The organism is Flavobacterium sp. KY-23415 (genome assembly GCF_055384985.1).
The window spans coordinates 2,371,327-2,397,725 of sequence record NZ_AP044001.1 but is presented as its reverse complement, the minus strand read 5'-3'; the positions used below and the strand labels follow the sequence as shown (position 1 = coordinate 2,397,725).

Sequence of the window (26,399 nt, the reverse complement as noted above, 5' to 3'; positions counted from 1 at the left end):
ACGGAAGAAAACCAATTAATTTACCTCGAACTCACGTTATTATATAATCTTTGTCAAACATGGTACTGTTTGGTGAAATTCTGCTAAATCTATTCTCTTTTAGGCTACTTAATTCCATATTATTTTTTTGAAAACAAAAGCCTAGCTCATCTCTTTTTCTCAATTAATCATTTAATTTTCAAGCACAAAGCGCAATAGCGTTTTACAGTAACACATTCTTAAAAGATAAATTATGTAAACATTCATTATGATAGATTATTGAAGACTCTATATGATCTATATAGCTAAAATTAGCCAATTCATCCATTATAAAAGATCTTAAACTATTAGAATTTTCAACCGCAAGATGAAGCATAAAATCGGTGTCGCCAGCAAGATGATAAAACCTAATTATTCCTTCTAAAGATTTTATTTTTTTAATGAATGAATTTACTATCTCTCTTTCGTGTCTGTTTAAACGTACCGCTACTAATACTTCTATGTTGATTCCTAATTTTTTCAAATTTAAACTTGCGTTGAATGCTTCAAAATAGCTCTCTTTAGATAACTTTTTCAATCTTTCATGACATGTAGAGGGTGCAATGTTTAATTCGGCAGCTAGTTCTTTATTAGATAGCCGTGCATTATTCTGTAATAATCTCAAAATTTGAATATCATTCTGATCTAATTTCATAACTCATTTGTTTTTAGAATTATTTTCATTTAATACAAATTAAAAGTAAAATAAATTTTGACTTAATGCAAAAATACTGAATTTTGTTCAGAAACTAAAAATTAAATATCAATGAATATAGGAATAATAGGTTTAGGCACAGTCACTCAAGGATTCATAGAAATCTTAGACGAAAAAAACAATTGGATAAAAGAAAAATATGGAAAAGCAATAAAGATTATAGCGATAAAAGATATACAAAAAGGAAATATTTATAATTCTAATGGTATCAATTTAAAAGAGCTTCTCAACAAATTAAATAACAATCAAAAGATTAGTGATGGCAGCTTAGCTGACGATGTAACTATAGCGTCTTTAACCGATGTAGATTTAATAGTAGAAGCAACCTATAGTGATTATAAAACAGGGGATCCTGCATTCACTTTTATTAAAAATGCACTTTCTAATGGAAAGCATGTTGTTACCACCAATAAAGGACCAGTGGCTTTGCGCTTTACAGAGTTGAACAAAATAGCACAAGACAATAAAGTAGCTTTTCGCTATGAAGGGACAGTTTTGAGTGGCACTCCTACATTTTCTCTTATAGATGAATGTTTGTCTGGTGATGAAATTCTTGAAATTAGAGGCATTCTTAACGGCACTAGTAATTATATCCTTTCAAAAATGTCTGAAGGTGATTCTTTTGAAAGTGCGCTAAGTGTTGCACAAGAAAAAGGATATGCAGAAGCAGACCCTACTAATGATGTAAAGGGTTATGATGCCAGAGGAAAAGTTGCCATTCTTTCACACAAAATTTTTGGTATTGATTTAGGACTAGATAACATTCCAACAATTGGGATAGATACTATTTCAAAAGAAGAGTTAGATACTGCCAAAAAAGACGGAAAAAACATTCGTTTGATAGGAAGTTTAAAAAAATCTGGAAACACTATAACTGGAAAAGTTCAACCAGAAGCATTATCAATGTCTGATGCTCTTTCTAATGTAGGTGGGGTTACCAATGCTATTGAAATTACAACAAAATATTTAGGAAAAGTAATGATAACAGGACCAGGAGCAGGAAGATTAGAAACAGGATATTCTGTCTTTTCAGATGTGCTTTCTATAATTAAAAATTTTTAAAAAATGATTGAAACATTAGATAAGATTAGCACTATGAAAATGCTAATTGGTGAAAAATGGGTAGAAACTCAGAAGAAATTCCCTGTACAAAACCCTTATACAGGTAGAACAATTTATTATGGAGCTTGTGCTACTGAAGACCATATTGAAGAGGCCTTAATTTCGGCTGAAAAAGGTAAAGAAATTTCTAGGAAATTATCTCCACACACTCGTAGTGAAATATTAGCAAAAGTAGCTTTTTTGTTGAGAGAAAGAAAAGATGAGTTTGCAAAAACTATAGTTTCAGAAGGCGTGAAGACTATTAAGGAATCGAGAAAAGAGGTAGCCAGATGCATCAATACGTTAACACTTTGTGCTGAGGAAGCAAAAAGAAATAATGGAGAAACTGTTCCTTTTAGTGCCTTTGAAGGATCTGAAAAAAGAACAGGTTACTATGTAAATAACCCAATAGGAATTATAACAGCAATAACTCCTTTCAATGATCCTTTAAACTTGGTTGCTCATAAAATAGGCCCTGCGATAGCCGCAGGAAATGCAGTAATTTTAAAACCATCAAACTTCACTCCAATTTCGGCCATAAAATTAGGAGAATTATTCCTGGAGGCAGGATTGCCTTTTCATGTTCTAAACATTCTTACTGGTCCTAGTATTGATTTTGGTAACACTTTAATTTCTGACCCAAGAATAAATATGGTGAGCTTTACTGGAGGTACTAAATCTGGAGAAGAAATAACAAAAATTATTGGTGTTAAAAAATTAGCAATGGAATTAGGATCTAGTTCTCCTGTAATTGTAATGAATGATATTGATATTGATGAGGTTGCTAAAAATTGTTTAGGTGCCATTATTTGGGCAGCGGGTCAGAATTGTGTTGGTGTAAAAAGAATGTATGTTCATGAAGACATATATGACACTTTTAAAAATAAACTAATTGAATATGCACAAAAAGTAAAAATTGGCAATCCTGAAGATGAGACTACAGACATAGGGCCAATCATATCCAATTATGCTATAAAAGAAATCGAAAAATCAATAGAAGAACTTAAAACATCGGGCTATACTGTTTTACATGGTGGTAACAGAATAGAAAATGTTTTTGAACCTACCATTTTAGAAGGTGATTTTAATAATCCACTAAATGGGAAAAAGGAAATCTTTGGACCAGTAGCTACACTGTCAAAAATTAAAACATTAGAAGAAGGTATTGCAGCAAGTAATGACTCTCCATATGGATTGCATGCTGGAATTTTCACAAATACTATAGAAGTGGCATTTAAAGCTATTACCGAACTACAGTGTGGTGGTGTGATGATAAATGATTCTTCTGATTATCGTATAGACATGATGCCTTTTGGAGGCATTAAGCAAAGCGGAATTGGACGTGAAGGTGTTAAGTCTGCAATGCAAGAAATGAGTACCCCTAAAATAATCTGTTTCAATCTTAAATAATTAACTAAAAATGAGCAATATCAACAACACAAAAATTTTATCCCCAAAAAGAAACTCTACTGTTTGTACTACTATAGAAGAGTTAGCTACAGAGCAATTAGCCTATTTCGAAATTGACCCTAACAGCGCTTATGGAGAAACCTTAAAAAAAGCAACTATAGACATCTATACTGCACAATCAGACATTTCTAAATTAAAAGAAATAACTAATGATACTGTTAGCAAATTAGATCCTAGTGAAAAAGTTGCCTATTTTAATGCAAAACGTTTCATGTCTTTTCAAATTGCTAAAGTTCTTGAAACACTTCAAGCTCCCTTAAAACAAACTTATCAATCTTTAGAACAGTCTGATGCTACTTTAAATGCTAAAGGACCAATGCCGTTATTTAACAATATAGCTGCATTGTTTTCTGCAACACCTGTAATTGCACGCACTTCTACATATGATTATTCATGTACTGAATGGATTGATGATGCCTTTAATGGTAAAGAATCTATACATCATATCTATTCAAGATCATTGAACCCAACGTCTATGGCACTAGGCAATCATTTAGTGCACTTAGAAGCTGGAAAATATGCCAGTGAATATACTGCTTGGAACTTTAATAGTGGTATGGCTGCAATTGATGCTTTATTATGTAATGTGCTTCGCTACCAAGACATCATGATTGTTTCTAGAAATATTTATGGTGGTGCATTCCAGCTTATCGAAGATTTTTTTGCAAAGAAGAACAAGATGGCTATTCAAGTAATTTGGTTTGATGGATATACATTAGAAGACTTTAAACCTGTAATGGATCAAGCTAAAATTGATTACAAAGATCAATTAGCAAATGGTAAAAAAATACATGTCTATATAGAATCTCCTTGCAACCCACACGGCTACATGTTAGACGTTCCTGCTATTTGCAAATATGCAAAACAAAATGGCTCTATAGTTATGCTAGATGGTACTGTGGCTACTCCGTTTTTAATTAAACCACTACAGCATGAAGATGAAGATTGCAGACCAGATTATTTATTCCATAGTTACACAAAAGATATTACAGGTTCGGGTAATGCAATTGCAGGAGGGATAATAGGAAAGAACAGCTTAATGTTTGTTCCAAAAGGAGAAAAGATTGACGGTGTTAATTGGGATGAATCTTTATTCTGGAATGTGTACTACATTAAAGGTGCTTTCTTAAATGCAGATGCCGCATTTGAAATCTTATCTGGTATGAAAACCATGAACTTGAGAATGACTCAAAAATGTGTAAACACACTAGTTTTAGCTAAATTCTTTAACTCCAATCCAGAAATGTCGGTAATATGCAATGCGTTAGAGGATAATCCTAACCACGCTATTATGAAGAAAGTTAGTAAATATCAATTAGCTGCACCATTATTCACTATTAACTTTGAAAAATCAGGAGTAAGTGATACTGCTTTCAAAAAGTTCTTTGATACTTTAGCACCAGCTTTTGGCTTTCAAGTTAGTCTTGGTCAAATCAACACAACACTGTTATGTCCAGCATTTACATCTCACTCAGAGCTGAATCAGGAAGCATTGCTGAAGTCTGGAATTCACAAAACTACCATGAGAATTTCTGTAGGAAATGAAAACCCTAAAGAATTAATAAGACATTTTATCCAATCTATAAAATTAATGATTGATCCAGAAAAACCAGGATTTTCTGATGCGTTTATGCCTATAGAAGATATAGATAAACTATATGCAGATACTTACATGGAAGTACAAAAACAATTAATTGAAAATGGTTATTTAAACTAAAAATAAAAATTATTATGATTAACGGATTAAACTTAGAAGCATTAGGAGCTTACAAAAATACCGTAGAAAAAGATGCAAAAAATGGCATGTATAATGGTGGAATTAAAGCTACTTGGATGGGAGGAACTAAAGTGGGTGTAAAAACAAACAACCTAACATTAGGAGACGAAACTATTCCTCATGATTTTTCATTCACTATAGATGAACCAGAACAATTATTAGGAGCACATTCTGCTCCAACACCTCAAGATTATGTATTAGGTGGTCTTTCTGGTTGTATGATGGTTACTTTTGTTGCAATGTGTTCTATTAAAGGCATCGAGTTAGAAGCTGTTACCTTAGATATTAAATCGGGATTAGATCTTCAAGGTTTCCTAGGAATCAATGAAAGCGCTCCTGTAGGGTTTGACACTATTGAATACGCATTTACTGTAAAAGGTAATGGAACAAATGCACAGTACCAAGAAGCTGCTAATGAAGTAATCCAATTTTCCCCTAATTATGCTACAATGGCAAACAAAGTAAAAATGGTTGCCACTTTAAATATTTTGTAAAACATAATCTAATTATCATGGGGACTCATAATATGAGTCCCTAAGATAATTCAATCCGTCTAAAAACAATTATAGAATAAAAAATATATAGAATGGAAAAATTTAAAAAAGACGATATCACTATAGTTTGGAACATGTCTAAGTGCACCCATACGGGGTTTTGTGTAAAACTTTTACCAGATGTTTACAAACCAAATGAAACACCTTGGATTAACACAAAAAATGCGTCTAAAGAAGAAATAATAAAACAAGTTTCTAAATGTCCTTCTGGTGCATTAACAATAGAAAACAACTAAATAGATAGAATATGACAATTACCGTTTGGTCAGATATTAGATGTCCCTTTTGTTACATAGCAAAAAGAAGGTTAGAAAATGCCATTTCACAATTTGCATTCAAAGAAAAGATTGTTGTTGATTGGAAAAGTTTTGAATTAGACCCTAATTTAAAAACAAACACAGATATTCATACTATTGATTATTATGTGAGTAAAGGGGCAAATAAAAAACAAATGACCGATTTATTTTCTAAAGCAGCGAATATGGCTAAAGAAGTAGGTATTAGTTTTAATTTAAATGATATTGTCGTTGCAAACTCTTTTAATGCACATAAATTGGTTCATCTTGCTAAGACAATTAATAAACAAAATGAAGCAAAAGAACTTTTATTAAAAGCCTATTTTACTGATGGCAAAAACATTGACAATACTAGTACTCTATTAAGCATTGGAGTCTCATTAGGCTTTGAAGCTAATGATTTGTTAAGTAAGCTATCAAACGAAGCACTGACTAATAGTGTATCGGAAGATCAGAAACTAGCAAAAGAGTTAGGCATTTCTGGAGTTCCTTTTTTTGTGTTCAATAATAAAAAAGCAATTTCAGGGGCTCAACCTGAAGAAGTCTTTTTAGAAATGATGAAAGAAACTTATGAGGAGTATTTTTAACAATTAGTTTAATTGAAACTATTAGTTATCATCAATATAAACAATGCTTTATTAAACATTAACTCAAGAAGTCTATTTTAATAAATATTCTTTTAGGTCTTCATAATTTGAAATTCTAGTTACTACTTTGTTTTTCTTAATTACAGATTGAATTTGTTTTGGTAAAGCTTGTTCCTTTTTTATAACATCTTCAACTATATCTAAAAATTTTGCAGGATGTGCCGTTTCCAAAAAGACACAATTTGCATTTGGATTCTTTTCTAAATAAGCTTTACATCCTAAATAACCAACTGCTCCATGCGGATCTGCAACATAATTATATTTTTCATAAATTTCTAACATAGCAGCCTTAGTTTCATAATCAGAAAAACTATAAGCAGACATGTTATCTTTCAAGATTTCGAATTTATTTTTATAAATTTCTTGAATGCGAATAAAATTGCTTGGATTTCCTACATCCATAGCATTACTTATAGTTTCCACAGAAGGTTTGGGGCTATATAGCTGTGTTTGTAAATACTCTGCAACTACATTATTTTTATTATTGGACGCTATAAAGTGCTTAATTGGTAAGCCTAATTGTTGTGCCATCATACCAGCACACAAATTTCCGAAATTGCCGCTCGGTACAGAAAAAACAATATCTTCATATTTATAATGTAATTTTTTATAAGCAAACATAAAGTAGAACAATTGAGGTAACCAACGAGCTACATTTATTGAATTTGCTGAGGTTAATTGTTTTTTATCGGTAATGTTTTTATCCAAAAAAGCGGTTTTAACCATTGCCTGACAATCATCGAACGTTCCCATAACTTCTAAAGCACTAATATTATTTCCAAGAGTTGTTAATTGTTTTTCTTGAATATCGCTCACTTTTCCACTTGGGTATAATATCACAACATTAACACCTTTCACATCTAAAAAACCATGAGCTACTGCGGCTCCAGTATCACCAGACGTAGCAACTAGTACAGTAACTTCATTGGTATTATTTTGATTAAAATAACTTAGACAACGTGCCATAAAACGTGCACCAACATCCTTAAATGCCATTGTTGGTCCGTGAAACAATTCTAAAGTAGAGATATTTTTATTCAACTCCACAATTGGAAAATCAAATGATAATGTTTCTTCTATAATCGTTTTTAGGATAGCGTCTGGAATTTCCGGAGACACGAATTGCTTTATAGATTCGAAGGCGATTTCAACATGGGAAAAATCACCAATCCTATTAAAAAATTCTTTAGGCAAAGGTTTGATAAATTCAGGAAAATAGAGCCCATTATCTGGAGCAAGTCCGTTTATAACTGCATTTTTAAAAGATACTTTTGGAGCTTTTTTATTTAAACTATAGTAATTCATTATTTTTATTCTCTAAGTACAATTTCATTATTAATAAAAATTGTGATATTCCATTAAACTCAAAGTAGGCATTAAAATGCTATTATGAAAAGGTCTATTTATATTTGCTTCCTTATTTCATTACACGCAATCAATGAAGCTAATAGCACATTTTGAAAAAAAGCTTGCGCACTTCTTTACTCTTTTGAATCCATTTTTCTCACAACAAAGTCTAATACATATCTGGCCTAAATGCATTATATCATAATTTTGGAAATACAAATATCAGTTAAAAATCTATATTTATAAATGACACTTGTTAATGCTTTTGCTAATTCAAAAAAGATTCGTATTCACTATTAAAACTGTGTGAATCCTGAAATATATTCAGTTCTAAACTCTTTTTTTGAATAAAAAACAATAACCTAAAAACGTAAAACTGCTAAGGAAAAAGTTTTATTAAAAAAATATTAAAAATTGATTATATGCAGAGTTCGTAAAATGATAATATCTTATCTCTATTTTAAAAATTTATGATGTTTTAATCAAATATTGTAAAAAATCACCACTTATGGGTGAATTTAACTTTTATACTTATTTCTATTTTTGATTATATAATTTTTAAAACAATTACATAATGAAAAAACTTGAAAACCTTAAAGGAATTAATGTACTTTCTAAGACACAAAAAAAAGCAATTAACGGAGGTCAATCATGGGATTGTAAATATGAAAACCCAGACGGAACACTTCATACCGTAGTAGAATCATCAACAGCTAATGCAATTGCCAACTGTGATGCTCACACCAATTGTAAAGGTTGTTCACCTTCAAAATCAATTGGATCGGGACCTGCTCCTACAGGTGGAAAAAATTAATTATTCTCTAGAATAAACTAAAAAAAGAGTAAAAAATCAGCATCATTGCCTTCTTTTTACTCTTTTTTTAGTTTAATTTGTGACCTCGGCAGGGTTCGAACCTGCAACCAACGGAGCCGAAATCCGCCATTCTATCCAGTTGAACTACGAGGCCTATTTTTAAGAGGAAACATGGAGAAAAGATGAAAGAACCTAAGACTGATTTTTTATAAACATTAAAACAAATCTATTCTCTATTATCTTTTCTCAATGTTCTTTTTTTATCCACTTATACTAATAATTTCTTTACAATTCCAGAAATTACTTTCCCTTCTGCTTGTCCGCCAATTTCTGCCGATGCTAAGCCCATTACTTTCCCCATAGAAGCAATTCCAGAAGCTCCAGTTTCGGATATTATTCTTGCAATTATAGTTTCTATTTCTGCTTCTGATAATTGTGCTGGTAAAAATTGTTCTATTACTGCAATTTGAGCTAATTCTGGTTCTGCTAAATCTGAACGTCCTTGTGCTGTATATATTTCTGCACTGTCTTTTCTCATCTTTACCAAACGTTGTAGCATTTTTACTTCGTCTGCTTCTGCCAAAACATCACCTGATCCTGTTTCTGTTTTTGCTAATATTATGGCTGATTTTATGGCTCTTAATGCTTCTAATGCTACGGTATCTTTAGCTTTCATAGCCGTTTTCATGTGATCCATGATTTTTGCTTCTAAACTCATATTTTCTTTAATTTATTAAATTAGTATCTTTCATTTATTTGTTTTACCCCAGATGGCAGTGGCATCCTGTTATTGCGAGTAACTGATTTTGTTACTTTAGATTGCTTTTTCTCTCGCAATGACAGATAGAACGGACAGCTGGAAATAGGTTCTAAAAAAAACCTGCACAAAAATAGTAAAAAAAATCCCGAAAATTTTACTTCACGGGACTTTTGGCTAAGCTAGATTATGAAGATTTAATCCACATTATCATGCAGGAATGAATTATTAGATCTCAATTGTAACTCATCGTTACTGTCTGATCCGACTGACATCCTTGACTGATTATTTTTTGAACTGGGTGATGTTGTTACATCAATTCCCATTCGCTTATATGCTGGTTGTTTTTCAATTTCATCTATATGAGACGCTGATGTGTTGAATTTATGATTGAATTCTTTCATCTTGCGCTTACGCTCTTCTGCTCTTGCTCTTAATGTTTCTTCAATTGTCATTTCAAATGGAGAAGCATCTTCCATGATTATTTCTTCTACTGGTTGCTCTGTTTTTTTAACAGCAAAATTCAACTCTTCGTCTATAGGCTCTTTAACTTCTGCAACTGGCTTAGAAGAGATTAATTCTTCTTCTTTTTCTAAATAGTCTTCTAAAGAATACTTAATTATGCCAGATTGATTTGTTTCTGCAACTGGCGTTACTTTTATTGGGTCTTTTACCTCAATTTGTCTTGTTTCTTCTGTTAAATCAAAAATTGTTTTTTGTTCTACAACTGGAGTTTCAAACAAATCTAATGAAAAAGCAACGTGTTTTTTTGCCGCAACAAATTCTGGCTCTACCACTTCAATATCTTTAATTCGAGATTGCACTGGTTTTATAATAGACTCTTGTTTTGGTGCTACAATTTCGAAAGCAACATCAATGTTTTTTATTGCTTCTGTTGTTGGCACTAGATCCATTGCTGGAGCTACATTTTGAATTTCGAATTGAATTTCTTGAGTATCTTCTAGATTATAAACTACTTTCTCTTCTATCTCTGCTTTTGGAGTCGCTGTGTTTTCGGTTTTTGACTCAAAAATTGAATCTTCTACTATTAAATTAGCAATTGTTTTATTAGTTAGATCGTGAACAATTTTTTGCTCATCTTCTAACGAATGAATAATTTTTTTAGGTTCAGAATTAACAATTTCTGCTTGTTGTTCAATATCAAATCCAGTCGCTATTATGGTTACGGCAACAGAATCTCCTAATGATTCGTCTTCACCAACTCCCATAATAATATTAGCATTGAAACCTGCTTCTGTTTGAATATAGTCGTTTATTTCTCCTATTTCGTCTATTGTAATTTCTGATGTTCCAGAAACAATTAACAACAATACGTTTTTAGCTCCTGTAATTTTATTATCGTTTAACAACGGAGAATCTAGCGCACTAACGATAGCTTGCTTTGCTCTATCTACACCTTCAGCAACTGCAGATCCCATTATGGCAGTTCCACTATTTGAAAGAACAGTTTTAGCATCTTTCAAATCGATATTTTGCGTATAATGGTGAGTAATTACTTCTGCTATACCTCTTGCTGCTGTTGACAATACCTCATCTGCCTTAGAGAAACCTGCTTTAAAGCCTAAATTTCCATATACTTCTCTAAGCTTATTATTATTAATAACAATAAGAGAATCTACTTGCTTACGAAGTCTTTCTACTCCAAGCATTGCTTGTTCTGAACGCACCTTTCCTTCAAATTGAAAAGGAATAGTTACAATACCTACTGTTAAAATATCTCTTTCTTTAGCTAACTGAGCAATAACAGGAGCAGCACCAGTACCTGTACCACCACCCATACCCGCAGTTATGAAAAGCATTTTTGTGTTTGTATCTAACATCTTTTCTAAATCAACAATACTCTCTAATGCTGATTGTTGTCCTACTTCTGGGTTTGCTCCAGCACCAAGACCTTCAGTTAAGCTTAAACCTAGCTGAATTTTATTTGGAACAGCACTATTTTGTAGTGCTTGAGAATCTGTATTACATACAATGAAATCGACTCCTTTAATTCCTTGTTTAAACATGTGGTTGATGGCATTACTTCCACCTCCTCCTACTCCAATAACTTTGATAACGTTTGATTGGTTTTTTGGTAAATCAAATGAAATGCTTGTAAATTCTTCCATAGCTGGTACTTTTTATTCTGCGTTATCTAAAAACTCTTTAATCTTATCTATATACTTATCAAAAAATGATTTTTTGATTCGGCTCTCTGTTGAATCAGGTTGTGGCTTTTCCACTTCTTTTTCTACTTCAATTTTTTCTTCAAAAACAGGTGTTTTAACAATAATCGGTTCTTCTTTTTTCATTTCTACTAAAGGTATTGCACTTTTAGTATTGTTTCGGATACTATTCATAACTAATCCGACTGCTGTTGCATATAACGGACTAGATAATTCTTCATCTGAATTACCTGCTAAATGTTCGTTTGGATAACCTATTCTAGTATCCATACCTGTTATATATTCTACTAACTGCTTTATGTGTTGTAACTGAGCTCCTCCTCCTGTTAGAACAATTCCTGCAATTAGCTTCCTTTTGGGGTCTTCATGACCATACAATTTTATTTCAGAATATACTTGTTCTATAATTTCCACAACTCTTGCGTGAATTATTTTAGACAAGTTTTTTAATGAAATTTCTTTAGGCTCTCTCCCTCTTAATCCTGGAATAGAAACAATTTCATTGTCTTTGTTTTCTCCTGGCCAAGCAGAACCAAAGCGCACTTTTAATAGTTCGGCTTGTTTTTCAATTATGGAACATCCTTCTTTTATATCTTCTGTAATTACATTTCCTCCGAATGGTATTACAGCCGTATGACGAATGATTCCATCTTTAAAAATGGCCAAATCTGTTGTTCCTCCTCCTATGTCTATTAATGCGACTCCTGCCTCTTTTTCTTCTTGACTTAAAACTGCATCTGCAGAAGCTAATGGTTCAAGCGTTAATCCAGACAATTCTAAACCTGCACTTTTAACACAACGTCCTAAATTTCTAATGGATGCTGCTTGCCCAACCACAACATGGAAGCTCGATTCTAATCGTCCTCCATACATTCCAATTGGTTCTTTTATCTCAGCTTGTCCGTCTACTTTAAATTCTTGTGGCAAGACATGAATAATCTCTTCTCCAGGCAACATTGCTAATTTGTGCACTTGCCCTATTAACGCATCTATATCCTCATCATCAATTACTTCATCTGCATTTGGACGACTAATATAGTCGCTATGTTGAATGCTGCGAATATGTTGTCCTGCTATACCAACTACTACATCATTAATTTTGTAACCAGAGTCGCTTTCTGCTTCTAAAATAGCTTGTTGAATAGACTGAATTGTTTGAGTAATATTGTTCACGACACCTCTATGAACACCAAGACTTTTAGATTTTCCTGTTCCTAGGATTTCTAATTTTCCGTATTCATTTTTCTTACCAATCATTACTACAATCTTTGTAGTTCCGATGTCTAAACCTACTGCAATATTATCTTTGTTCATAATTCCCTTCTATTTCTTACAAACCACTTGTTCTGTAAACATCACGTTTACCTCCTTATAATGCTTAATCAATGTGTCTTTCACAGCATGATGAAAAAAGGCTTTATAATTTTCAAGCTTTTTCTCTACATATACTGGTTTCCCAAAAATTACTTTATAATTATAATTTCTACTTGTTAGAACCACACTACCTGAAGATCCTATTTTTACTCCGGTTATGTTTTTCTTTAAGAAATCGTCATTATAAATTTCATTAAACAACAAAACATACCCATCCTTATCTTTATCATCAAAAGTTCCACTTACTAAAGGAACTCTTGCAGAAAAGTTTTCGGATAAAGGCATTTTATTCCCTTTATCATCGAGGTAACACATTGTATTACCCGATATATATCGTACTATTGGGGTCTTTTGTTTTATTTGCGCATTTAGAGAACCGTCAATAGTTGAAAAAACCTCAGCTTTTTCAATCATTTCATGGTTAGTTAAAGCAGTCTCTAATGCATGCAAATCTACTTTATCTTTTTCAATTGATAAAGTGCCTCCCAACTTTTGTATCAAAAAGTTATTAACCATTTCATTAGTTATGAACAAATTTTCATGATCATCTACAAATGAAACATTTACGTTTTTAAACACCCTATTATTATTTCGCTTTGAAGAAAATGAATACAAAAATAGCATCAAAATCAAAATAAATACTATCCGTATGTTTTCCCATTTAAACCTTTTCATAAAGCGCTTGTTTTATGCTTTTTACCATTTCTCCAATATCTCCAGCTCCAATTGTTACGTAAACATCTGCATTTGATTTTCTAAAGATTTCTATTACATTTTCTTTTTCTACTAAACGCTTGTTTGGGTTATTTATTTTACTCAATAACCAACTTGATGTTACTCCTTCAATGGGTAATTCTCTCGCAGGATAAATATCTAACAAAACTACCTCGTCAAACTGAGACAAGCTTTCTGCAAAACCATCTACAAAATCTTTTGTTCTAGAAAATAAATGCGGTTGAAAAACTGCAATTATTTTTTTGTTCGGGTACAATTCTCGTACTGCTTGATGCACGGCTTTTATTTCTGTTGGATGATGTGCATAATCATCTATATATACTAATTTTTCTTCTCTAATCTGAAAAGAAAAACGCCTTCTAACTCCTCTAAAAGTAGCTAATGCTTCTTTAATTTGTTCATTATTTAATCCATAACTTTTTGCCATTGCAAACGCAATTAACGCATTTGATAAATTATGGTGCCCTGGTAAAGCAAATTTTGCATCTTTAATAATTTCATGATTTGCATTAATATCAAAAACATAAAATCCGTTTTCTATTCTAATATTTTGGGCGGAATAATTTGCTTCTTGATTTATTCCTATTGTATTTCCTTCTAAAGACAAACCTTTAGCTACATATAAATTTTCAGGTGTTACTTTTGCTGAAAATTCTCTAAATGATTCTTCAATTGCTGCTGCATCTCCATAAATATCTAAATGATCTGCGTCCATAGATGTTATACAAGCCAAATTAGGATGCAGATGCAAAAATGACCTATCAAATTCGTCTGCTTCAACAACGGTCACTGTTTTACCACTTCCAATTAAATTAGAATTATAGTTTTCTACAATTCCACCTAAAAAAGCGGTTACATCTACACCATTTTGATACAGAATATGCCCTAAAATACTCGATGTTGTTGTCTTTCCATGCGTTCCTGCAACCGCAAAACAATAGGTTCCTTTTGTGATTAAGCCTAATACTTCTGCTCTTTTTTTAACCGTAAAATTATTTTCTAGAAAATAATTCCATTCCTTATGATCTTTAGGAACTGCTGGTGTTATTATTATTAATGTGTTTTCCTTATCTAAATATTCTTTTCTAATCAAAGCAACATTATCTTCAAAATGAATTTCCATTCCTAATGCTTCCAATTCTGATGTTAGCTGTGTTCTTGTTTTATCATAACCTGAAACATTTTTGCCAATATTCATAAAATATCGTGCCAAAGCACTCATTCCGATTCCTCCGATTCCTATAAAATAGACATTATGAATTTGACCTAAGTTCATTATTATATGTTAATTATTGATTATTAGAATTTTAACTATAAATTATATTTTCAATTTCGTTTACTATTTCTTTTGTAGCATAGGGCAATGCCAACTTATGAATTCTTTTACTTAATTTTTCTTGCTTCTCATCGTTAGAAATTAAATCGGCAAACAAATTTTTAAACTCTTCCTCTAATTGACTTTCTTTCAACATTAAAGCCCCTTTCTTATCTAAAATAGCTTGTGCGTTTTTTGTTTGATGATCTTCTGACACATTCGGAGAAGGAATAAACAAAGTTGGTTTTCCGACAATACATAATTCAGAAACCGATGATGCTCCTGAGCGAGAAATGATAACATCTGCAGCAGCATAGGCAAAATCCATTTTATCTATGAAAGCAAAAACATGCACATTTTCTTTTGTATTAAAATGACTGTATTCATCATAATACAATTTCCCACATTGCCAAACAACCTGAACGCCTAATTCTAACAGAAAGTCTATTTCTTTTGCTATTAATTGATTAATTCTTCTTGCACCTAGACTTCCTCCAAGAACAAGTAACGTTCTCTTTGAACTATCTAACTCAAAATAGGTCAACCCTTTTATTCTTTTTTCATCTATATCTAAAAGATCTTGTCGAACAGGATTACCTGTTATTTTCATTTTCTCTTTTGGAAAAAACTTCTCTAAACCCTCATAGGCAACACAAATTAAATTTGCTTTTTTCGCCAATAATTTATTTGTAATACCCGGAAATGAGTTTTGTTCTTGAATCACTGTTGGAATACCAATTAATGACGCAACTTTCAACACTGCTCCACTTGCAAAACCACCTGTTCCAATAACAACATCAGGTTTAAATTGTTTTAATATAAAAAACGATTTCCACAAGCTTGACATCAATTTGAAAGGAAACATTAAATTTTGAACAGTTATCCTTCTTTGAATCCCAGCAATCCACAATCCTTTAATATTATAACCTGCTTGTGGTACTTTCTGCATTTCCATCTTATCTTTTGCTCCTACAAAAAGAAATTCTGCTTCTGGATAACGCGATTTTAGTTCGTTTGCAATCGCAATTGCAGGATAAATGTGTCCACCTGTTCCACCACCACTAATAATAAATTTTAGCTTCTTTTCCATATTATTGATTTAAAACGGGTTCTAAAGGATTTTCACTTTCATCATCCATTTCAACATGATCATCATTTAATGCTACATCTCTATCGATGATATTTTTTAATGCTTCCGCTCTTTTCTTTTTTTCTTCTTCATCTAAAGCCACTTCTTCATCTTTTTTAGTAACACTTAAAATGATTCCAATTGCTACACAAGTCATCCAAATTGAAGTACCTCCACTACTTATTAAAGGAAGTGTTTGCCCAGTAACAGGTAGCAACTCTACCGCTACAGCCATATTTACCATAGCTTGAAAAATTATTGGAAAGCCTAGACCAACAATGAGCAATTTCCCAAAAAGTGAAGGAGCATTCTGAGCCGTAATGATAAACCTAAAAAACAATAGGAGATATAGAAAAATTATTCCTACTGCTCCAATTACCCCATACTCTTCCACTATTATTGCAAAAATAAAATCGGATGAAGACTGTGGTAAAAAGTTCTTTTGCACACTTTTCCCAGGGCCTAAACCATAGAGTTCCCCTGAAGCAATAGCAATTTTTGCCTTTTCAATCTGATAATCATCATCTGTTGGTTTATCGTCTATAAATCGTTCAATTCTTGCTCCCCAAGTACTTACCCTGCTAAAAAGTTTATTATCTGGAAACGCTTTAGCAAAAAGCAAGAACAACAATAAAGCTGCAATACCTAATCCCATAACAGTAAAAAGATATTTCAATGGATAGTGTCCTATAAAAATGAGCATGCATACCATTGAAAAGATTAGAGCAGTAGTAGAAAAGTTAGTTGGTAAAATCAGTATTAATATTCCAAAAACTGGAATCCAAAGTTCTAAAATTGAATCTTTAAAAGTATATTCTTTATCACGTACTTTTGCTAAATAACGAGCAACATAAACCATGAGTACTGTGAATGCCAATGTAGATGTTTGAAAACTTACACCCACGAAAGGAATTTGCACCCATCTACTCGCATTTGCACCACCTATCGTTGTTCCTTGAAACAAAGTATAAAGTAACAAAATAAGCACAAATGGTATTGCAAAAATTGAAAGCGCTCTAAAATAATGATAGGGTACTTTATGAACAAAATAGATTATTGCAAATCCTAAGAAAAGATGCCCTAAATGTTTTACTAAATAACCAAGAGGTGACCCTTTTCCAATTACATATACAAGATTAGTACTTGCACTATATACAGGTAAAAAAGAGACAAGAGCTAATAGAAAAACTATTGCCCAAATTACTTTATCCCCTCTTAATTGTGCTACTAATCTGTTCATTTTTTTATTTATAAATTATGTACTGCTTGCTTGAACTGTCTTCCTCTATCTTCGTAGTTTTCAAACAAATCAAAACTAGCACAACATGGTGATAGAAGAACTGTATCTCCTTTTTCTGCCATTTTTTGAGCTATTTTAACAGCTTCAGTCATTGACGTGGTTTCTACCATTACATCTACAACTCCACTAAATGCTTGAAATAGTTTTTGATTATCTACTCCTAGACAAACAATCCCTTTTACTTTTTGTCTAACTAACGACATTAATTCATCATAATCATTTCCTTTATCTACTCCACCTACTATCCAAACTGTTGGTGTTTGCATACTATCTAATGCAAAAAAAGTTGCATTTACATTGGTTGCCTTTGAATCATTTATATATTGTACGTTTTGAATTTTTAAAGTTTTTTCTAAACGGTGTTCAGCTCCTTGAAAATTGCTCAAACTTTCTCTAATTGTTTGTTTTCTAATTTTCATTAACTGCGCTACAGCTGTTGCAGCCATTGCATTTTTAAGGTTATGTTTTCCTTCTAAAGCTAATTCATTGATTGGCATAGTAAATTCTTCGTTGTTAATTTTACTGTTAATGTTATTTTCTTTTATAAATCCTCCAACTTCAACTTCTTCAGTTAAAGAGAAAGGAATCATTTGTGCTTTTATTTTATTATTTTGTATCCATTTTTTAATTTCAATATCTTCACTATCGATAATTAAATATTCTTCTTCTGTTTGATTTTTGGTTATTCTAAATTTTGAAGCTATATATAAATTGTAATCATAATTATATCTATCTAAATGATCTGGACTCAAATTGGTTATTATTGCTATATCTGGCTTATAATTTATAATCCCATCTAGTTGAAAACTACTCAGTTCTAAAACATAGACATCATGATTATTTTCCGCCACTTGCCATGCAAAACTTTTTCCAATATTTCCAGCTAAACCCACATTCAAACCTCCTTGCTTCAACAGGTGATAGGTTAATAAAGTTGTGGTTGTTTTACCATTACTTCCTGTAATCCCTATTGTTTTTGCTGTCGTAAAAGGAGCTGCAAATTCAATTTCAGAAATTACTGGAATATTTAACGCTAATAGCTTTTTTACTATTGGCGATTTTTCTGGAATTCCAGGACTTTTCATAACCACATCTGCATTTAGAATTAATTCTTCAGTGTGTTTTTCGTCTTCCCATGAAATAGCATTAAGTCCAAGAACTTCTTTATAATTCTCTTTTATTTTTCCAAAATCGGACACAAAAACATCATATCCTTTTTTCTTTCCTAAAATTGCAGTTCCAACACCGCTTTCTCCACCTCCTAATACTACTAGTCTCATACTATCTTAATTTTAATGAAACCAATGAAAATATAGCTAACAAAATTGCAACAATCCAAAAACGTGTTACGATCTTACTCTCATGATAACCTTTCTTTTGATAATGATGATGCAAAGGCGACATGAGAAAAATTCGTTTTCCTTCTCCAAACTTCTTTTTTGTGTACTTAAAATAACTTACTTGTAGCATTACTGAAAGGTTTTCTGCTAAAAAAATACCACACAAAACAGGAATCATTAGTTCTTTACGCACAGCAATTGCGATTACTGCAATAATTCCACCAATAGTTAAACTACCTGTATCCCCCATGAAGACAGTTGCTGGATAAGTATTATACCATAAAAAGCCAACTAAAGCACCAACAAAAGCTGCTATAAAGATGGTCATCTCCCCAGAATTAGGTATATACATTATATTGAGATAATCAGAAAAGATAACATTTCCTGATACGAATGTAAAAAGCCCTAGAGTTAATACCGAAATCGCAGAAGTACCAGCAGCTAACCCATCTATTCCATCTGTTAGATTAGCTCCATTTGATACTGCCGTAATAATAAAAATTACTACAGGAATAAAAATTAACCAAGCCCAATTTTCATATCCATCTCCCATAAATGATAATACTTCAGCATAATCAAACTCATTATTTTTCAAAAACGGAATTGTTGTTGCAGTAGATTTTTCGTGCAATACCGTTGGATCAATATGTTCTGTTTTTATACGCTCACCAACTGTATCTTTCCTAACAGTTACACTTGGATGAAGGTATAGTACTGCTCCCACTATTAAACCTAAACCTACTTGCCCGACTACTTTAAATATCCCTTTTAGACCTTGTTTATCTTTTTTGAATATTTTAATGTAATCGTCTATGAAACCAATAGTTCCCATCCAAATAGTAGTCATTATCAATAAGGAAACATAAATATTATCTAGTTTTGCAAGTAGAAATACAGGAATTAATGTGGCTAAAATTATTATTATTCCACCCATCGTTGGTGTACCTGCTTTTTCACTTTGACCTTCCAAACCAAGCTCTCGTACAGTTTCTCCAACTTGTTGTTTTCTTAAAAAATTAATTATCTTTTTTCCATATATAGTAGCAATTAGCAATGACAAAATAAATGCTAACGCTGAACGAAAAGTTATGTATTGAAAAACCCCTGCTCCAGGAAAATCAATTGTTTTGTCTAAGTACTGAAAAAGATAGTATAGCATACTTATTTATTTATTAGTCTAAATTCATTAACTACAATGAAATTAGATTGTTTAATTACTTATTTAATTTCTGTAATAACTCTATTACCGTTTCTAAATCGTCAAAATGATTTCGAACTCCATTAATCTCTTGATAGGTTTCATGTCCTTTTCCAGCTACCAAAATAATATCATTTGGATTTGCCATTTGACATGCTGTTTTAATTGCTTGAAGTCTATCTAAAATTGAAAGCGTTTTTTTAAAGTTATGTGGCTCTACTCCTTTTTCCATTTCCTGAAGAATAACTTCTGGGTCTTCGGTTCTTGGATTGTCTGAAGTAAAAATTACTTTTGTACTTAACTCAGTAGCAATTTGAGCCATAACAGGCCTCTTCGATTTATCTCTATCGCCACCACACCCCACAACCGTTATTAGCTGTTCGTTTTTTGTTCTAATATCATCGATTGTATTTAAAACATTTTCTAAAGCATCTGGTGTGTGTGCATAATCAACAATTGCAGTAATTTTTTGTTCGGAAATGATGTATTGAAAACGACCTGAAACACTTTCTAATGATGAAAGTAGTCGTAATGTTTCTTGCTCCTCTAGGCCTAATTCTAATGCTGTAGCGTAAATAGCCAATAAATTATAGGCATTGAACGAGCCTATCAATTTCGTCCAAACTTCATTATTGTTAATTTTTAATAACAACCCTGTAAATTGATTTTCTAAAATTTGTGCTCTATAATCTGCATATGACTTTAAAGCATAAGTTACTTTTTTGGCTTTAGAATTTTGCAACATAATTGCTCCGTTCTTATCATCTGCGTTTGTAATTGCAAAAGCGTTTTTTGGTAAGCCGTCAAAAAATGCTTTTTTTACATCTCTATATTCTGCAAATGTTTTATGATAATCTAAATGATCATGTGATAAATTAGTAAAAATTCCGCCTAGAAAATGAAGACCTTCTGTTCTCTTTTGATGAATTCCATGAGAACTGACTTCCATAAAACAGAATTCGCAACCTGTTTCTACCATTTCATTTAAATAATAATTTATCATTAATGAATCTGGTGTTGTGTGGGTTGCCTTATAAGTGGTCTCATCTACCATTATTTTCACTGTAGATAAAAGTCCTACTTTGTAACCTGCTTCTCTAAATAATTGGTATAATAATGATGCGATTGTTGTTTTTCCATTTGTTCCAGTAACTCCAACTAATTTTAAATTAGACGATGGATTACCATAATAGTTAGTTGCTAAGAAAGCCAATGCTTCATTAGAATTAGCCACTTTTATATAGGTTACACCATTTACAATTAATTCTGGAAATTCTTCACAAATAATAACAGTCGCTCCTAGACTTAAAGCTTTATCAATAAATGAATGACCATCAGATAACGTCCCTTTTATAGCAACAAAAACATCATTCAACTCAATTTTTCTAGAATCAAATTCAATTTTATTAATTGCTATATCTGTAGTTCCTTTCACAGCTTCAATGGCAACTTTATATAATATGTCCTTTAAGATTTTCATGACAATTCTAGAGTTATTATTTGATTTTTTACTATTTTTTCACCAGCTTTAACTGACTGTTCTTTCACTTTTCCAACACCTCTCACATTTACTTTTACCCCTAAGTTCTCTAACAAAGCAACCGCGTCCATACCGTCCATTCCTTTAACATTAGGAACATTAGAATAGTCTGCTTGTACTTTCTTATAATAGGCATTATAACTTTTTTCAACAACATTTATTTTTTTGTCGAAGTCCTTAATGTGATTGGTAGGTGGTGAATCTGTATAAATTTTCTGAGCAATCCTTTTAAAAACTGGTCCTGCAACATCAGCTCCATAATATCCAGCTTTAACATTGGGTTTATGAACCACTACAATACATGAATATTTAGGCTCTGTCGCTGGGAAATAGCCCACGAAAGACGAAGCATAAAACAATTTAGACTTGTCTTTGTAGTTTACCTGAGCTGTTCCTGTTTTTCCTGCCATTGAAAAATCTTTAGAATACAGTTTAGCTCCTGTTCCCCTTTTTACTACGTTTTCAAGTACCGCCCTAACTTTTACTAATGTTTCCTTAGAAGCAATTTCAGGATTTATGATTTCTGTATCAAATTTCTTTATTGTTTTATTCCATTCTTTAATCTCTTTTACAAAGAAAGGCTTCACCATTACTCCATCATTTGCTACAGCATTATATAACGATAATGTTTGTAAAGGTGTTAATGAAATATTATACCCAAACGCCATCCATGGTAATGTTGTTCCATACCATTTTTTATCTCCTGGTTGGGGAACATATGGTTTACCTTCACCTATTAATTGCAACCCCAAAGGCTTATTGAGTCCATAGCTATTTATTCTCTCTACAAACTCCTTTGGATTTTCTTTATAATTATCATAAACGGCCTGAACAAGGACTGTATTAGAGGATAACTCAAAACCTTTAGCTAAAGAAATTTTGCCATAACCTCCTTTTTTAGAATCTCTTACTTTTCTTCCGTAGTACTCGATCACTCCATTTTTTGTGTCGTAAATTTTACTAGTATCTACTTTTTTATCATCTAAAAGTGCTATTAAATCTAACAATTTAAAAGTTGAGCCTGGTTCATGAGATTCTGCTACTGCATAATTTTGTGTCTCATAATAAGATCCATCTTCTGCACGACCTAAATTTGAAATAGCTTTTATTTCTCCTGTTTTAGTTTCCATCACTACAACACAACCATGATCTGCTTCATAAAACTCTAATTGTTTTAACAATGCATGATGTGCTATATCTTGAACATAAACATCTATAGTTGAAATAATATCATAACCGTCTTGTGGTTCTAATTCGTTATTATCGCTAATTGGCTTCCATTGGCTTTTTGCAATTTTTTGCATCATTCTATGCCCATTTCTTCCATTTATATATTCTTTAAAAGCAAATTCCAAACCTTTCCCATCATTATCTGAACGTTCGTAACCAATTGTTCTTTGTGCAATTAAGCCTATCGGATGTTCTCTAACTGTTTTTTGTTCTACAATTATCCCTCCTTTATAAGGCCCTTTATTAAAAAGAGGGAAATTTTTCATTCTAATATATTCGGAATAGCTTAGTTTTTTTGCAACTAGAAAATACCTATTGTTGTTAGCTCTCGCCTTTTGCAAAACCGATTGATAATGCCCTGTAGTATTTCCCAACATTTTTGACAAAGAATCACTAAGTGCTTTGATATTTTCGCTAAAATCTTTCTTTGAAGGAGACAAAGCGTCGAAACGAATAGTATATTCTGGAATTGATGTAGCCAATAAACTTCCATCTGAAGAATAAACATTCCCTTTGTTTGCAGGAATAGTAAAATTTTTTACTGTTCGCTCTTTAGCAAGTTGCCTATAATAATCACCTTCTACCCAAAGAATATTGTTAAGCTTTACCATGACGAGAACAGCCATCACAAAAATTGTGAAGGCTACAATATACATTCGTAAGTTGATATTTTTATCGGTTACTGCCATATTTTAAGTTTCTCAAAAAAACTTTTTTCTTCTTCTTCTTTTATTTTTACAATAATCTTTGTTGGTGGCACATTGGATGGAAAAATTTCTCGTTCTTCCATTTTTTTTGCTACTGTAGATTCCATTTTCAACTTCATCAATTCTGACCGCCTGTCCACAAATTCCGATCTCAGTTCTTTTACTTGATTTGTTAATTCTGTTATTCTATAGTTTTTTTCATCATATCTATGATTATTAGCAATCATTATCATTGCTAAAAAAATTAGAAACACAATAAATTTCCAATTCTTTAAAGCATCATCGCTTACCAGAAATTTTGCTTTCAGCAAACTATAAATACTTTTCCTCATCTAAATAATCTTTACTATCTACAAAAAATCAATGTCTTTATTTTTTTTCAGCAATTCTCAACTTAGCACTTCTTGCTCTATTGTTTATAGCAATTTCAGCATCTGTTGGCACTATCAACTTACCAATATTTTTAAATGGGACTTCAAAATTGCCGAAAAAATCCCTTTCTGGTTCTCCCTCAAACATTCCGTTTTTCATATATCTCTTCACCAACCTATCTTCAAGAGAATGATACGAAATGACACTTAATCTTCCTCCAACTTCAAGAATTTCTAGAGACTGTTCTAAAAATTCTTTTAAGACTTCCATTTCCTGATTTACTTCAATTCTTATTGCTTGATAAATCTGAGCTAAAATTTTATTACTCTTATGACCCGGTAAAAAACGAGACAAAACTTGTTTTAAATGCTCTGAATCCTTAATTGGCTTTTCTTTTCTTGCAGTAACAATAACATTTGCCATTGCTCCACCATTTTTAAGTTCGCCATAATCAAGAAAAACACGTTTTAAATCTTGCTCATCATATTCATTAACCACATGGTATGCACTCACTTCTCCTTTTTGGTTCATTCTCATGTCTAACTCTGCATCAAATCGGGTTGAAAATCCTCTTTCTGCTACATCGAATTGATGTGATGAAACTCCTAAGTCTGCAAGAATTCCATCTACTTTTTTTATACCATGAAAGCGCAAAAATCTTTTAATATTTCTAAAATTTTCATTGATCAACAAAAACCTTTCATCATCAATCGCATTTTTCAACGCATCTTCATCTTGATCAAAAGCAATTAATTTACCACCCACACCTAAACGAGACATAATCTCCCTAGAATGACCGCCACCGCCAAAAGTGACATCTACATAAACACCATTTGGTTTTATATTTAAACCATCAACTGTTTCTTTTAACAAAACCGGATTATGATATTCCATCTTCATCAATTAAATTACCCATTACTTCTTCAGCTAAATCTGCAAAATCATCAGCTGCATTTTCAATTGTACTTTCATACAAATCTTTATCCCAAATTTCAACTATATTTACAGCAGAAGACAACACAATATCTTTATCAATTTTGGCAAAAACAGTTAAATCTTTAGGTATCAATAACCTTCCCGTAGCGTCAATTTCTATTATTTTCACTCCTGCTGTGAATCGACGAATAAAATCGTTGTTCTTTTTTACAAACCGATTTAATTTATTGATTTTCTGCATCATTTTATCCCATTCACTCATTGGATACAATTCTAAACAAGGCTGAAAAACAGAACGCTTCAACACAAAACCATCCTCTAAAGAACCTAATTGTTTCTTTAGTGGAGCAGGAAGCATTAACCTCCCTTTTGCATCTACTTTGCATTCATATGTTCCTATAATTGTACTCAAATTCCTTACTTGAGATTAAAATTCTATACAAATTTAGAAATTTTTTACCACTTTATACCACTTTATACCACTTTGTTGATAAGTTTTTCCCTTAGTTTTATCAATTATTAAAGTAGTTTTTAGCTTTTATCACTAAAAATAAAGCCTCGCAAGTATCAGAACTTTAAAAAAAATTAAACAAAAGCATTCCTAAACGCAACAAAAACACTAAAAATCAACACCTTAAAACATTAATCACACCTGATATACGTTTAATAAATACTTTTTTTAATTCCTTTTTATTCCTGTATAAAATGTTATATTTGTGAAAATTTCAGAAATAAATTTGAAGTTAATTTTATGCTAAAGAAAGAAAAGAAATATACCTATTTTGAATCTGGAGAAGGAACCCCAATAATTGTACTACATGGTTTAATGGGAGGCTTAAGCAATTTCGATGCTGTTGCTAATTTTTTTCCTACAAAAGGTTATAAAGTTGTTATTCCTGAACTACCTTTATATACTCAAAATATATTAAAAACAAATGTGAAAGCTTTTTCAAGGTTTGTTAAGGATTTTATTACGCATAAAGGATTTGAAAAAGTAATTTTATTAGGAAATTCTCTTGGTGGTCATATTGCATTATACCATGCCAAAATGTATCCTGAATTAATGAAAGGTTTAGTAATTACTGGAAGTTCTGGATTATATGAAAGCGGAATGGGTGAAAGCTACCCAAAACGTGGCGATTATGAATACATCAAAAAGAAAAGTGAAGATGTGTTTTATGACCCTAAAGTGGCTACCAAAGAAATTGTTGACGAAGTTTTTGCTACTGTTAATGACAGAATTAAGCTTTTAAAAACATTAACCATTGCCAAAAGTGCCATTCGTCATAATATGGCCAATGATCTTCCTAAAATGAATACTCCAACATGTATTATTTGGGGGAAAAATGACAAAGTTACTCCTCCCGAAGTTGCAGAAGAGTTTAACAAATTATTACCAAATTCAGAATTATACTGGATAGACAAATGTGGACATGCAGCAATGATGGAGCACCCTGAGGAGTTCAACAAGCTATTAGACCATTGGTTAACAAAAAATAACATATAATAATTCCCCTAAATGGGGAATTTCAGTTTAAATA

Annotated in this window: 24 protein-coding genes and 1 tRNA gene; 8 read left to right on the top strand and 17 right to left on the bottom strand. The window is 31.9% G+C overall.

The genetic code is table 11. The annotated features are described in order from the left end of the window. Nucleotides 1–202 precede the first annotated feature (202 nt). Entirely contained in the window at nucleotides 203–673 is a 471-nt protein-coding gene (locus ACZ49Z_RS10360) for an Lrp/AsnC family transcriptional regulator (protein WP_464304247.1), read from the bottom strand. Between the two features lie 111 nt (nucleotides 674–784). Between ACZ49Z_RS10360 and ACZ49Z_RS10355 the strand changes: the two genes are divergently transcribed. The 6 genes from ACZ49Z_RS10355 to ACZ49Z_RS10330 all read left to right on the top strand — a co-directional run bounded on the left by ACZ49Z_RS10355 (nucleotide 785) and on the right by ACZ49Z_RS10330 (nucleotide 6,518). Continuing rightward, the gene (locus ACZ49Z_RS10355) at nucleotides 785–1,795 is read left to right on the top strand and encodes a homoserine dehydrogenase (RefSeq protein WP_464304246.1); all 1,011 of its coding nucleotides are present in this window, start codon (nucleotides 785–787) and stop codon (nucleotides 1,793–1,795) included. Between the two features lie 3 nt (nucleotides 1,796–1,798). Next, nucleotides 1,799–3,244 (top strand): aldehyde dehydrogenase family protein, encoded by a 1,446-nt coding sequence (locus tag ACZ49Z_RS10350; protein ID WP_464304245.1) that lies wholly within the window; start codon nucleotides 1,799–1,801, stop codon nucleotides 3,242–3,244. A 10-nt stretch (nucleotides 3,245–3,254) separates the two neighbouring features. Then, nucleotides 3,255–5,021: a PLP-dependent transferase gene (locus tag ACZ49Z_RS10345; RefSeq protein WP_464304244.1), complete on the top strand. Its 1,767-nt coding sequence runs from the start codon at nucleotides 3,255–3,257 to the stop codon at nucleotides 5,019–5,021. A gap of 14 nt (nucleotides 5,022–5,035) precedes the next feature. Then, nucleotides 5,036–5,575, top strand: a complete 540-nt coding sequence (locus ACZ49Z_RS10340; protein WP_464304243.1) for an OsmC family protein — start codon at nucleotides 5,036–5,038, stop codon at nucleotides 5,573–5,575. A gap of 92 nt (nucleotides 5,576–5,667) precedes the next feature. Further along, entirely contained in the window at nucleotides 5,668–5,871 is a 204-nt protein-coding gene (locus tag ACZ49Z_RS10335) for a (4Fe-4S)-binding protein (protein ID WP_464304242.1), read from the top strand. 11 nt (nucleotides 5,872–5,882) lie between these two features. Further along, nucleotides 5,883–6,518: a DsbA family oxidoreductase gene (locus ACZ49Z_RS10330; protein ID WP_464304241.1), complete on the top strand. Its 636-nt coding sequence runs from the start codon at nucleotides 5,883–5,885 to the stop codon at nucleotides 6,516–6,518. A 72-nt stretch (nucleotides 6,519–6,590) separates the two neighbouring features. Here ACZ49Z_RS10330 and thrC read toward each other — a convergent pair whose 3' ends face one another. After that, a complete protein-coding gene (gene thrC, locus ACZ49Z_RS10325) occupies nucleotides 6,591–7,883 on the bottom strand; it encodes a threonine synthase (RefSeq protein WP_464304240.1) in 1,293 nt (430 codons plus the stop codon). A 616-nt stretch (nucleotides 7,884–8,499) separates the two neighbouring features. On the opposite strand from thrC, the gene ACZ49Z_RS10320 reads away from it, so the two are divergent. Beyond that, a complete protein-coding gene (locus tag ACZ49Z_RS10320; RefSeq protein WP_464304239.1) occupies nucleotides 8,500–8,739 on the top strand; it encodes a hypothetical protein in 240 nt (79 codons plus the stop codon). A gap of 80 nt (nucleotides 8,740–8,819) precedes the next feature. Here the strand turns inward: ACZ49Z_RS10320 and ACZ49Z_RS10315 are convergent. The 15 genes from ACZ49Z_RS10315 to mraZ all read right to left on the bottom strand — a co-directional run bounded on the left by ACZ49Z_RS10315 (nucleotide 8,820) and on the right by mraZ (nucleotide 25,270). Then, a tRNA-Arg gene (locus ACZ49Z_RS10315) sits at nucleotides 8,820–8,893 on the bottom strand. Between the two features lie 114 nt (nucleotides 8,894–9,007). Continuing rightward, a complete protein-coding gene (locus ACZ49Z_RS10310; protein ID WP_464304238.1) occupies nucleotides 9,008–9,457 on the bottom strand; it encodes a GatB/YqeY domain-containing protein in 450 nt (149 codons plus the stop codon). A 236-nt stretch (nucleotides 9,458–9,693) separates the two neighbouring features. Beyond that, nucleotides 9,694–11,625 (bottom strand): cell division protein FtsZ, encoded by a 1,932-nt coding sequence (ftsZ, locus tag ACZ49Z_RS10305; protein ID WP_464304237.1) that lies wholly within the window; start codon nucleotides 11,623–11,625, stop codon nucleotides 9,694–9,696. Nucleotides 11,626–11,637: 12 nt separating this feature from the next. Continuing rightward, complete coding sequence (ftsA, locus tag ACZ49Z_RS10300) at nucleotides 11,638–12,996, bottom strand: cell division protein FtsA (protein WP_464304236.1); 1,359 nt, start codon at nucleotides 12,994–12,996, stop codon at nucleotides 11,638–11,640. 9 nt (nucleotides 12,997–13,005) lie between these two features. Then, nucleotides 13,006–13,731, bottom strand: a complete 726-nt coding sequence (locus ACZ49Z_RS10295) for a cell division protein FtsQ/DivIB (RefSeq protein ID WP_464304235.1) — start codon at nucleotides 13,729–13,731, stop codon at nucleotides 13,006–13,008. Further along, entirely contained in the window at nucleotides 13,718–15,067 is a 1,350-nt protein-coding gene (gene murC / locus ACZ49Z_RS10290; protein WP_464304234.1) for a UDP-N-acetylmuramate--L-alanine ligase, read from the bottom strand. Before murC ends, ACZ49Z_RS10295 begins: the two co-directional genes overlap by 14 nt. Nucleotides 15,068–15,098: 31 nt before the next feature. Continuing rightward, the gene (gene murG / locus ACZ49Z_RS10285) at nucleotides 15,099–16,196 is read right to left on the bottom strand and encodes an undecaprenyldiphospho-muramoylpentapeptide beta-N-acetylglucosaminyltransferase (protein WP_464304233.1); all 1,098 of its coding nucleotides are present in this window, start codon (nucleotides 16,194–16,196) and stop codon (nucleotides 15,099–15,101) included. Nucleotide 16,197: 1 nt separating this feature from the next. After that, nucleotides 16,198–17,475: an FtsW/RodA/SpoVE family cell cycle protein gene (locus tag ACZ49Z_RS10280; RefSeq protein WP_464304232.1), complete on the bottom strand. Its 1,278-nt coding sequence runs from the start codon at nucleotides 17,473–17,475 to the stop codon at nucleotides 16,198–16,200. An 8-nt stretch (nucleotides 17,476–17,483) separates the two neighbouring features. Beyond that, nucleotides 17,484–18,815 carry a UDP-N-acetylmuramoyl-L-alanine--D-glutamate ligase gene (gene murD, locus ACZ49Z_RS10275; protein WP_464304231.1) on the bottom strand — a complete coding sequence of 444 codons (1,332 nt, stop codon included), beginning with the start codon at nucleotides 18,813–18,815 and terminating at the stop codon, nucleotides 17,484–17,486. A gap of 1 nt (nucleotide 18,816) precedes the next feature. Next, complete coding sequence (gene mraY, locus ACZ49Z_RS10270) at nucleotides 18,817–20,034, bottom strand: phospho-N-acetylmuramoyl-pentapeptide-transferase (protein WP_464304230.1); 1,218 nt, start codon at nucleotides 20,032–20,034, stop codon at nucleotides 18,817–18,819. A 55-nt stretch (nucleotides 20,035–20,089) separates the two neighbouring features. Continuing rightward, nucleotides 20,090–21,553 (bottom strand): UDP-N-acetylmuramoyl-L-alanyl-D-glutamate--2,6-diaminopimelate ligase, encoded by a 1,464-nt coding sequence (locus ACZ49Z_RS10265; protein WP_464304229.1) that lies wholly within the window; start codon nucleotides 21,551–21,553, stop codon nucleotides 20,090–20,092. After that, nucleotides 21,550–23,532 (bottom strand): penicillin-binding protein, encoded by a 1,983-nt coding sequence (locus ACZ49Z_RS10260; RefSeq protein WP_464304228.1) that lies wholly within the window; start codon nucleotides 23,530–23,532, stop codon nucleotides 21,550–21,552. Before ACZ49Z_RS10260 ends, ACZ49Z_RS10265 begins: the two co-directional genes overlap by 4 nt. After that, nucleotides 23,523–23,882 carry an FtsL-like putative cell division protein gene (locus tag ACZ49Z_RS10255; protein WP_464304227.1) on the bottom strand — a complete coding sequence of 120 codons (360 nt, stop codon included), beginning with the start codon at nucleotides 23,880–23,882 and terminating at the stop codon, nucleotides 23,523–23,525. Before ACZ49Z_RS10255 ends, ACZ49Z_RS10260 begins: the two co-directional genes overlap by 10 nt. 37 nt (nucleotides 23,883–23,919) lie before the next feature. Beyond that, nucleotides 23,920–24,816, bottom strand: coding sequence for a 16S rRNA (cytosine(1402)-N(4))-methyltransferase RsmH (gene rsmH, locus ACZ49Z_RS10250; protein WP_464304226.1), 897 nt, complete (start codon nucleotides 24,814–24,816; stop codon nucleotides 23,920–23,922). Further along, the gene (mraZ, locus tag ACZ49Z_RS10245; protein ID WP_464304225.1) at nucleotides 24,803–25,270 is read right to left on the bottom strand and encodes a division/cell wall cluster transcriptional repressor MraZ; all 468 of its coding nucleotides are present in this window, start codon (nucleotides 25,268–25,270) and stop codon (nucleotides 24,803–24,805) included. The genes rsmH and mraZ overlap by 14 nt, the downstream gene beginning before the upstream one ends. Before the next feature lie 339 nt (nucleotides 25,271–25,609). On the opposite strand from mraZ, the gene ACZ49Z_RS10240 reads away from it, so the two are divergent. Beyond that, on the top strand, nucleotides 25,610–26,365 hold the full coding sequence (locus ACZ49Z_RS10240; protein ID WP_464304224.1) for an alpha/beta fold hydrolase: 756 nt from the start codon (nucleotides 25,610–25,612) through the stop codon (nucleotides 26,363–26,365). Nucleotides 26,366–26,399 lie beyond the last annotated feature (34 nt).

Coding starts and splice junctions, on each gene's coding strand:
- ACZ49Z_RS10360 (WP_464304247.1), bottom strand. CDS start 673: ATGAAATTAGATCAGAATGATATTCAAATTTTGAGATTATTACAGAAT.
- ACZ49Z_RS10355 (WP_464304246.1), top strand. CDS start 785: ATGAATATAGGAATAATAGGTTTAGGCACAGTCACTCAAGGATTCATA.
- ACZ49Z_RS10350 (WP_464304245.1), top strand. CDS start 1,799: ATGATTGAAACATTAGATAAGATTAGCACTATGAAAATGCTAATTGGT.
- ACZ49Z_RS10345 (WP_464304244.1), top strand. CDS start 3,255: ATGAGCAATATCAACAACACAAAAATTTTATCCCCAAAAAGAAACTCT.
- ACZ49Z_RS10340 (WP_464304243.1), top strand. CDS start 5,036: ATGATTAACGGATTAAACTTAGAAGCATTAGGAGCTTACAAAAATACC.
- ACZ49Z_RS10335 (WP_464304242.1), top strand. CDS start 5,668: ATGGAAAAATTTAAAAAAGACGATATCACTATAGTTTGGAACATGTCT.
- ACZ49Z_RS10330 (WP_464304241.1), top strand. CDS start 5,883: ATGACAATTACCGTTTGGTCAGATATTAGATGTCCCTTTTGTTACATA.
- thrC (WP_464304240.1), bottom strand. CDS start 7,883: ATGAATTACTATAGTTTAAATAAAAAAGCTCCAAAAGTATCTTTTAAA.
- ACZ49Z_RS10320 (WP_464304239.1), top strand. CDS start 8,500: ATGAAAAAACTTGAAAACCTTAAAGGAATTAATGTACTTTCTAAGACA.
- ACZ49Z_RS10310 (WP_464304238.1), bottom strand. CDS start 9,457: ATGAGTTTAGAAGCAAAAATCATGGATCACATGAAAACGGCTATGAAA.
- ftsZ (WP_464304237.1), bottom strand. CDS start 11,625: ATGGAAGAATTTACAAGCATTTCATTTGATTTACCAAAAAACCAATCA.
- ftsA (WP_464304236.1), bottom strand. CDS start 12,996: ATGAACAAAGATAATATTGCAGTAGGTTTAGACATCGGAACTACAAAG.
- ACZ49Z_RS10295 (WP_464304235.1), bottom strand. CDS start 13,731: ATGAAAAGGTTTAAATGGGAAAACATACGGATAGTATTTATTTTGATT.
- murC (WP_464304234.1), bottom strand. CDS start 15,067: ATGAACTTAGGTCAAATTCATAATGTCTATTTTATAGGAATCGGAGGA.
- murG (WP_464304233.1), bottom strand. CDS start 16,196: ATGGAAAAGAAGCTAAAATTTATTATTAGTGGTGGTGGAACAGGTGGA.
- ACZ49Z_RS10280 (WP_464304232.1), bottom strand. CDS start 17,475: ATGAACAGATTAGTAGCACAATTAAGAGGGGATAAAGTAATTTGGGCA.
- murD (WP_464304231.1), bottom strand. CDS start 18,815: ATGAGACTAGTAGTATTAGGAGGTGGAGAAAGCGGTGTTGGAACTGCA.
- mraY (WP_464304230.1), bottom strand. CDS start 20,034: ATGCTATACTATCTTTTTCAGTACTTAGACAAAACAATTGATTTTCCT.
- ACZ49Z_RS10265 (WP_464304229.1), bottom strand. CDS start 21,553: ATGAAAATCTTAAAGGACATATTATATAAAGTTGCCATTGAAGCTGTG.
- ACZ49Z_RS10260 (WP_464304228.1), bottom strand. CDS start 23,532: ATGGCAGTAACCGATAAAAATATCAACTTACGAATGTATATTGTAGCC.
- ACZ49Z_RS10255 (WP_464304227.1), bottom strand. CDS start 23,882: ATGAGGAAAAGTATTTATAGTTTGCTGAAAGCAAAATTTCTGGTAAGC.
- rsmH (WP_464304226.1), bottom strand. CDS start 24,816: ATGGAATATCATAATCCGGTTTTGTTAAAAGAAACAGTTGATGGTTTA.
- ACZ49Z_RS10240 (WP_464304224.1), top strand. CDS start 25,610: ATGCTAAAGAAAGAAAAGAAATATACCTATTTTGAATCTGGAGAAGGA.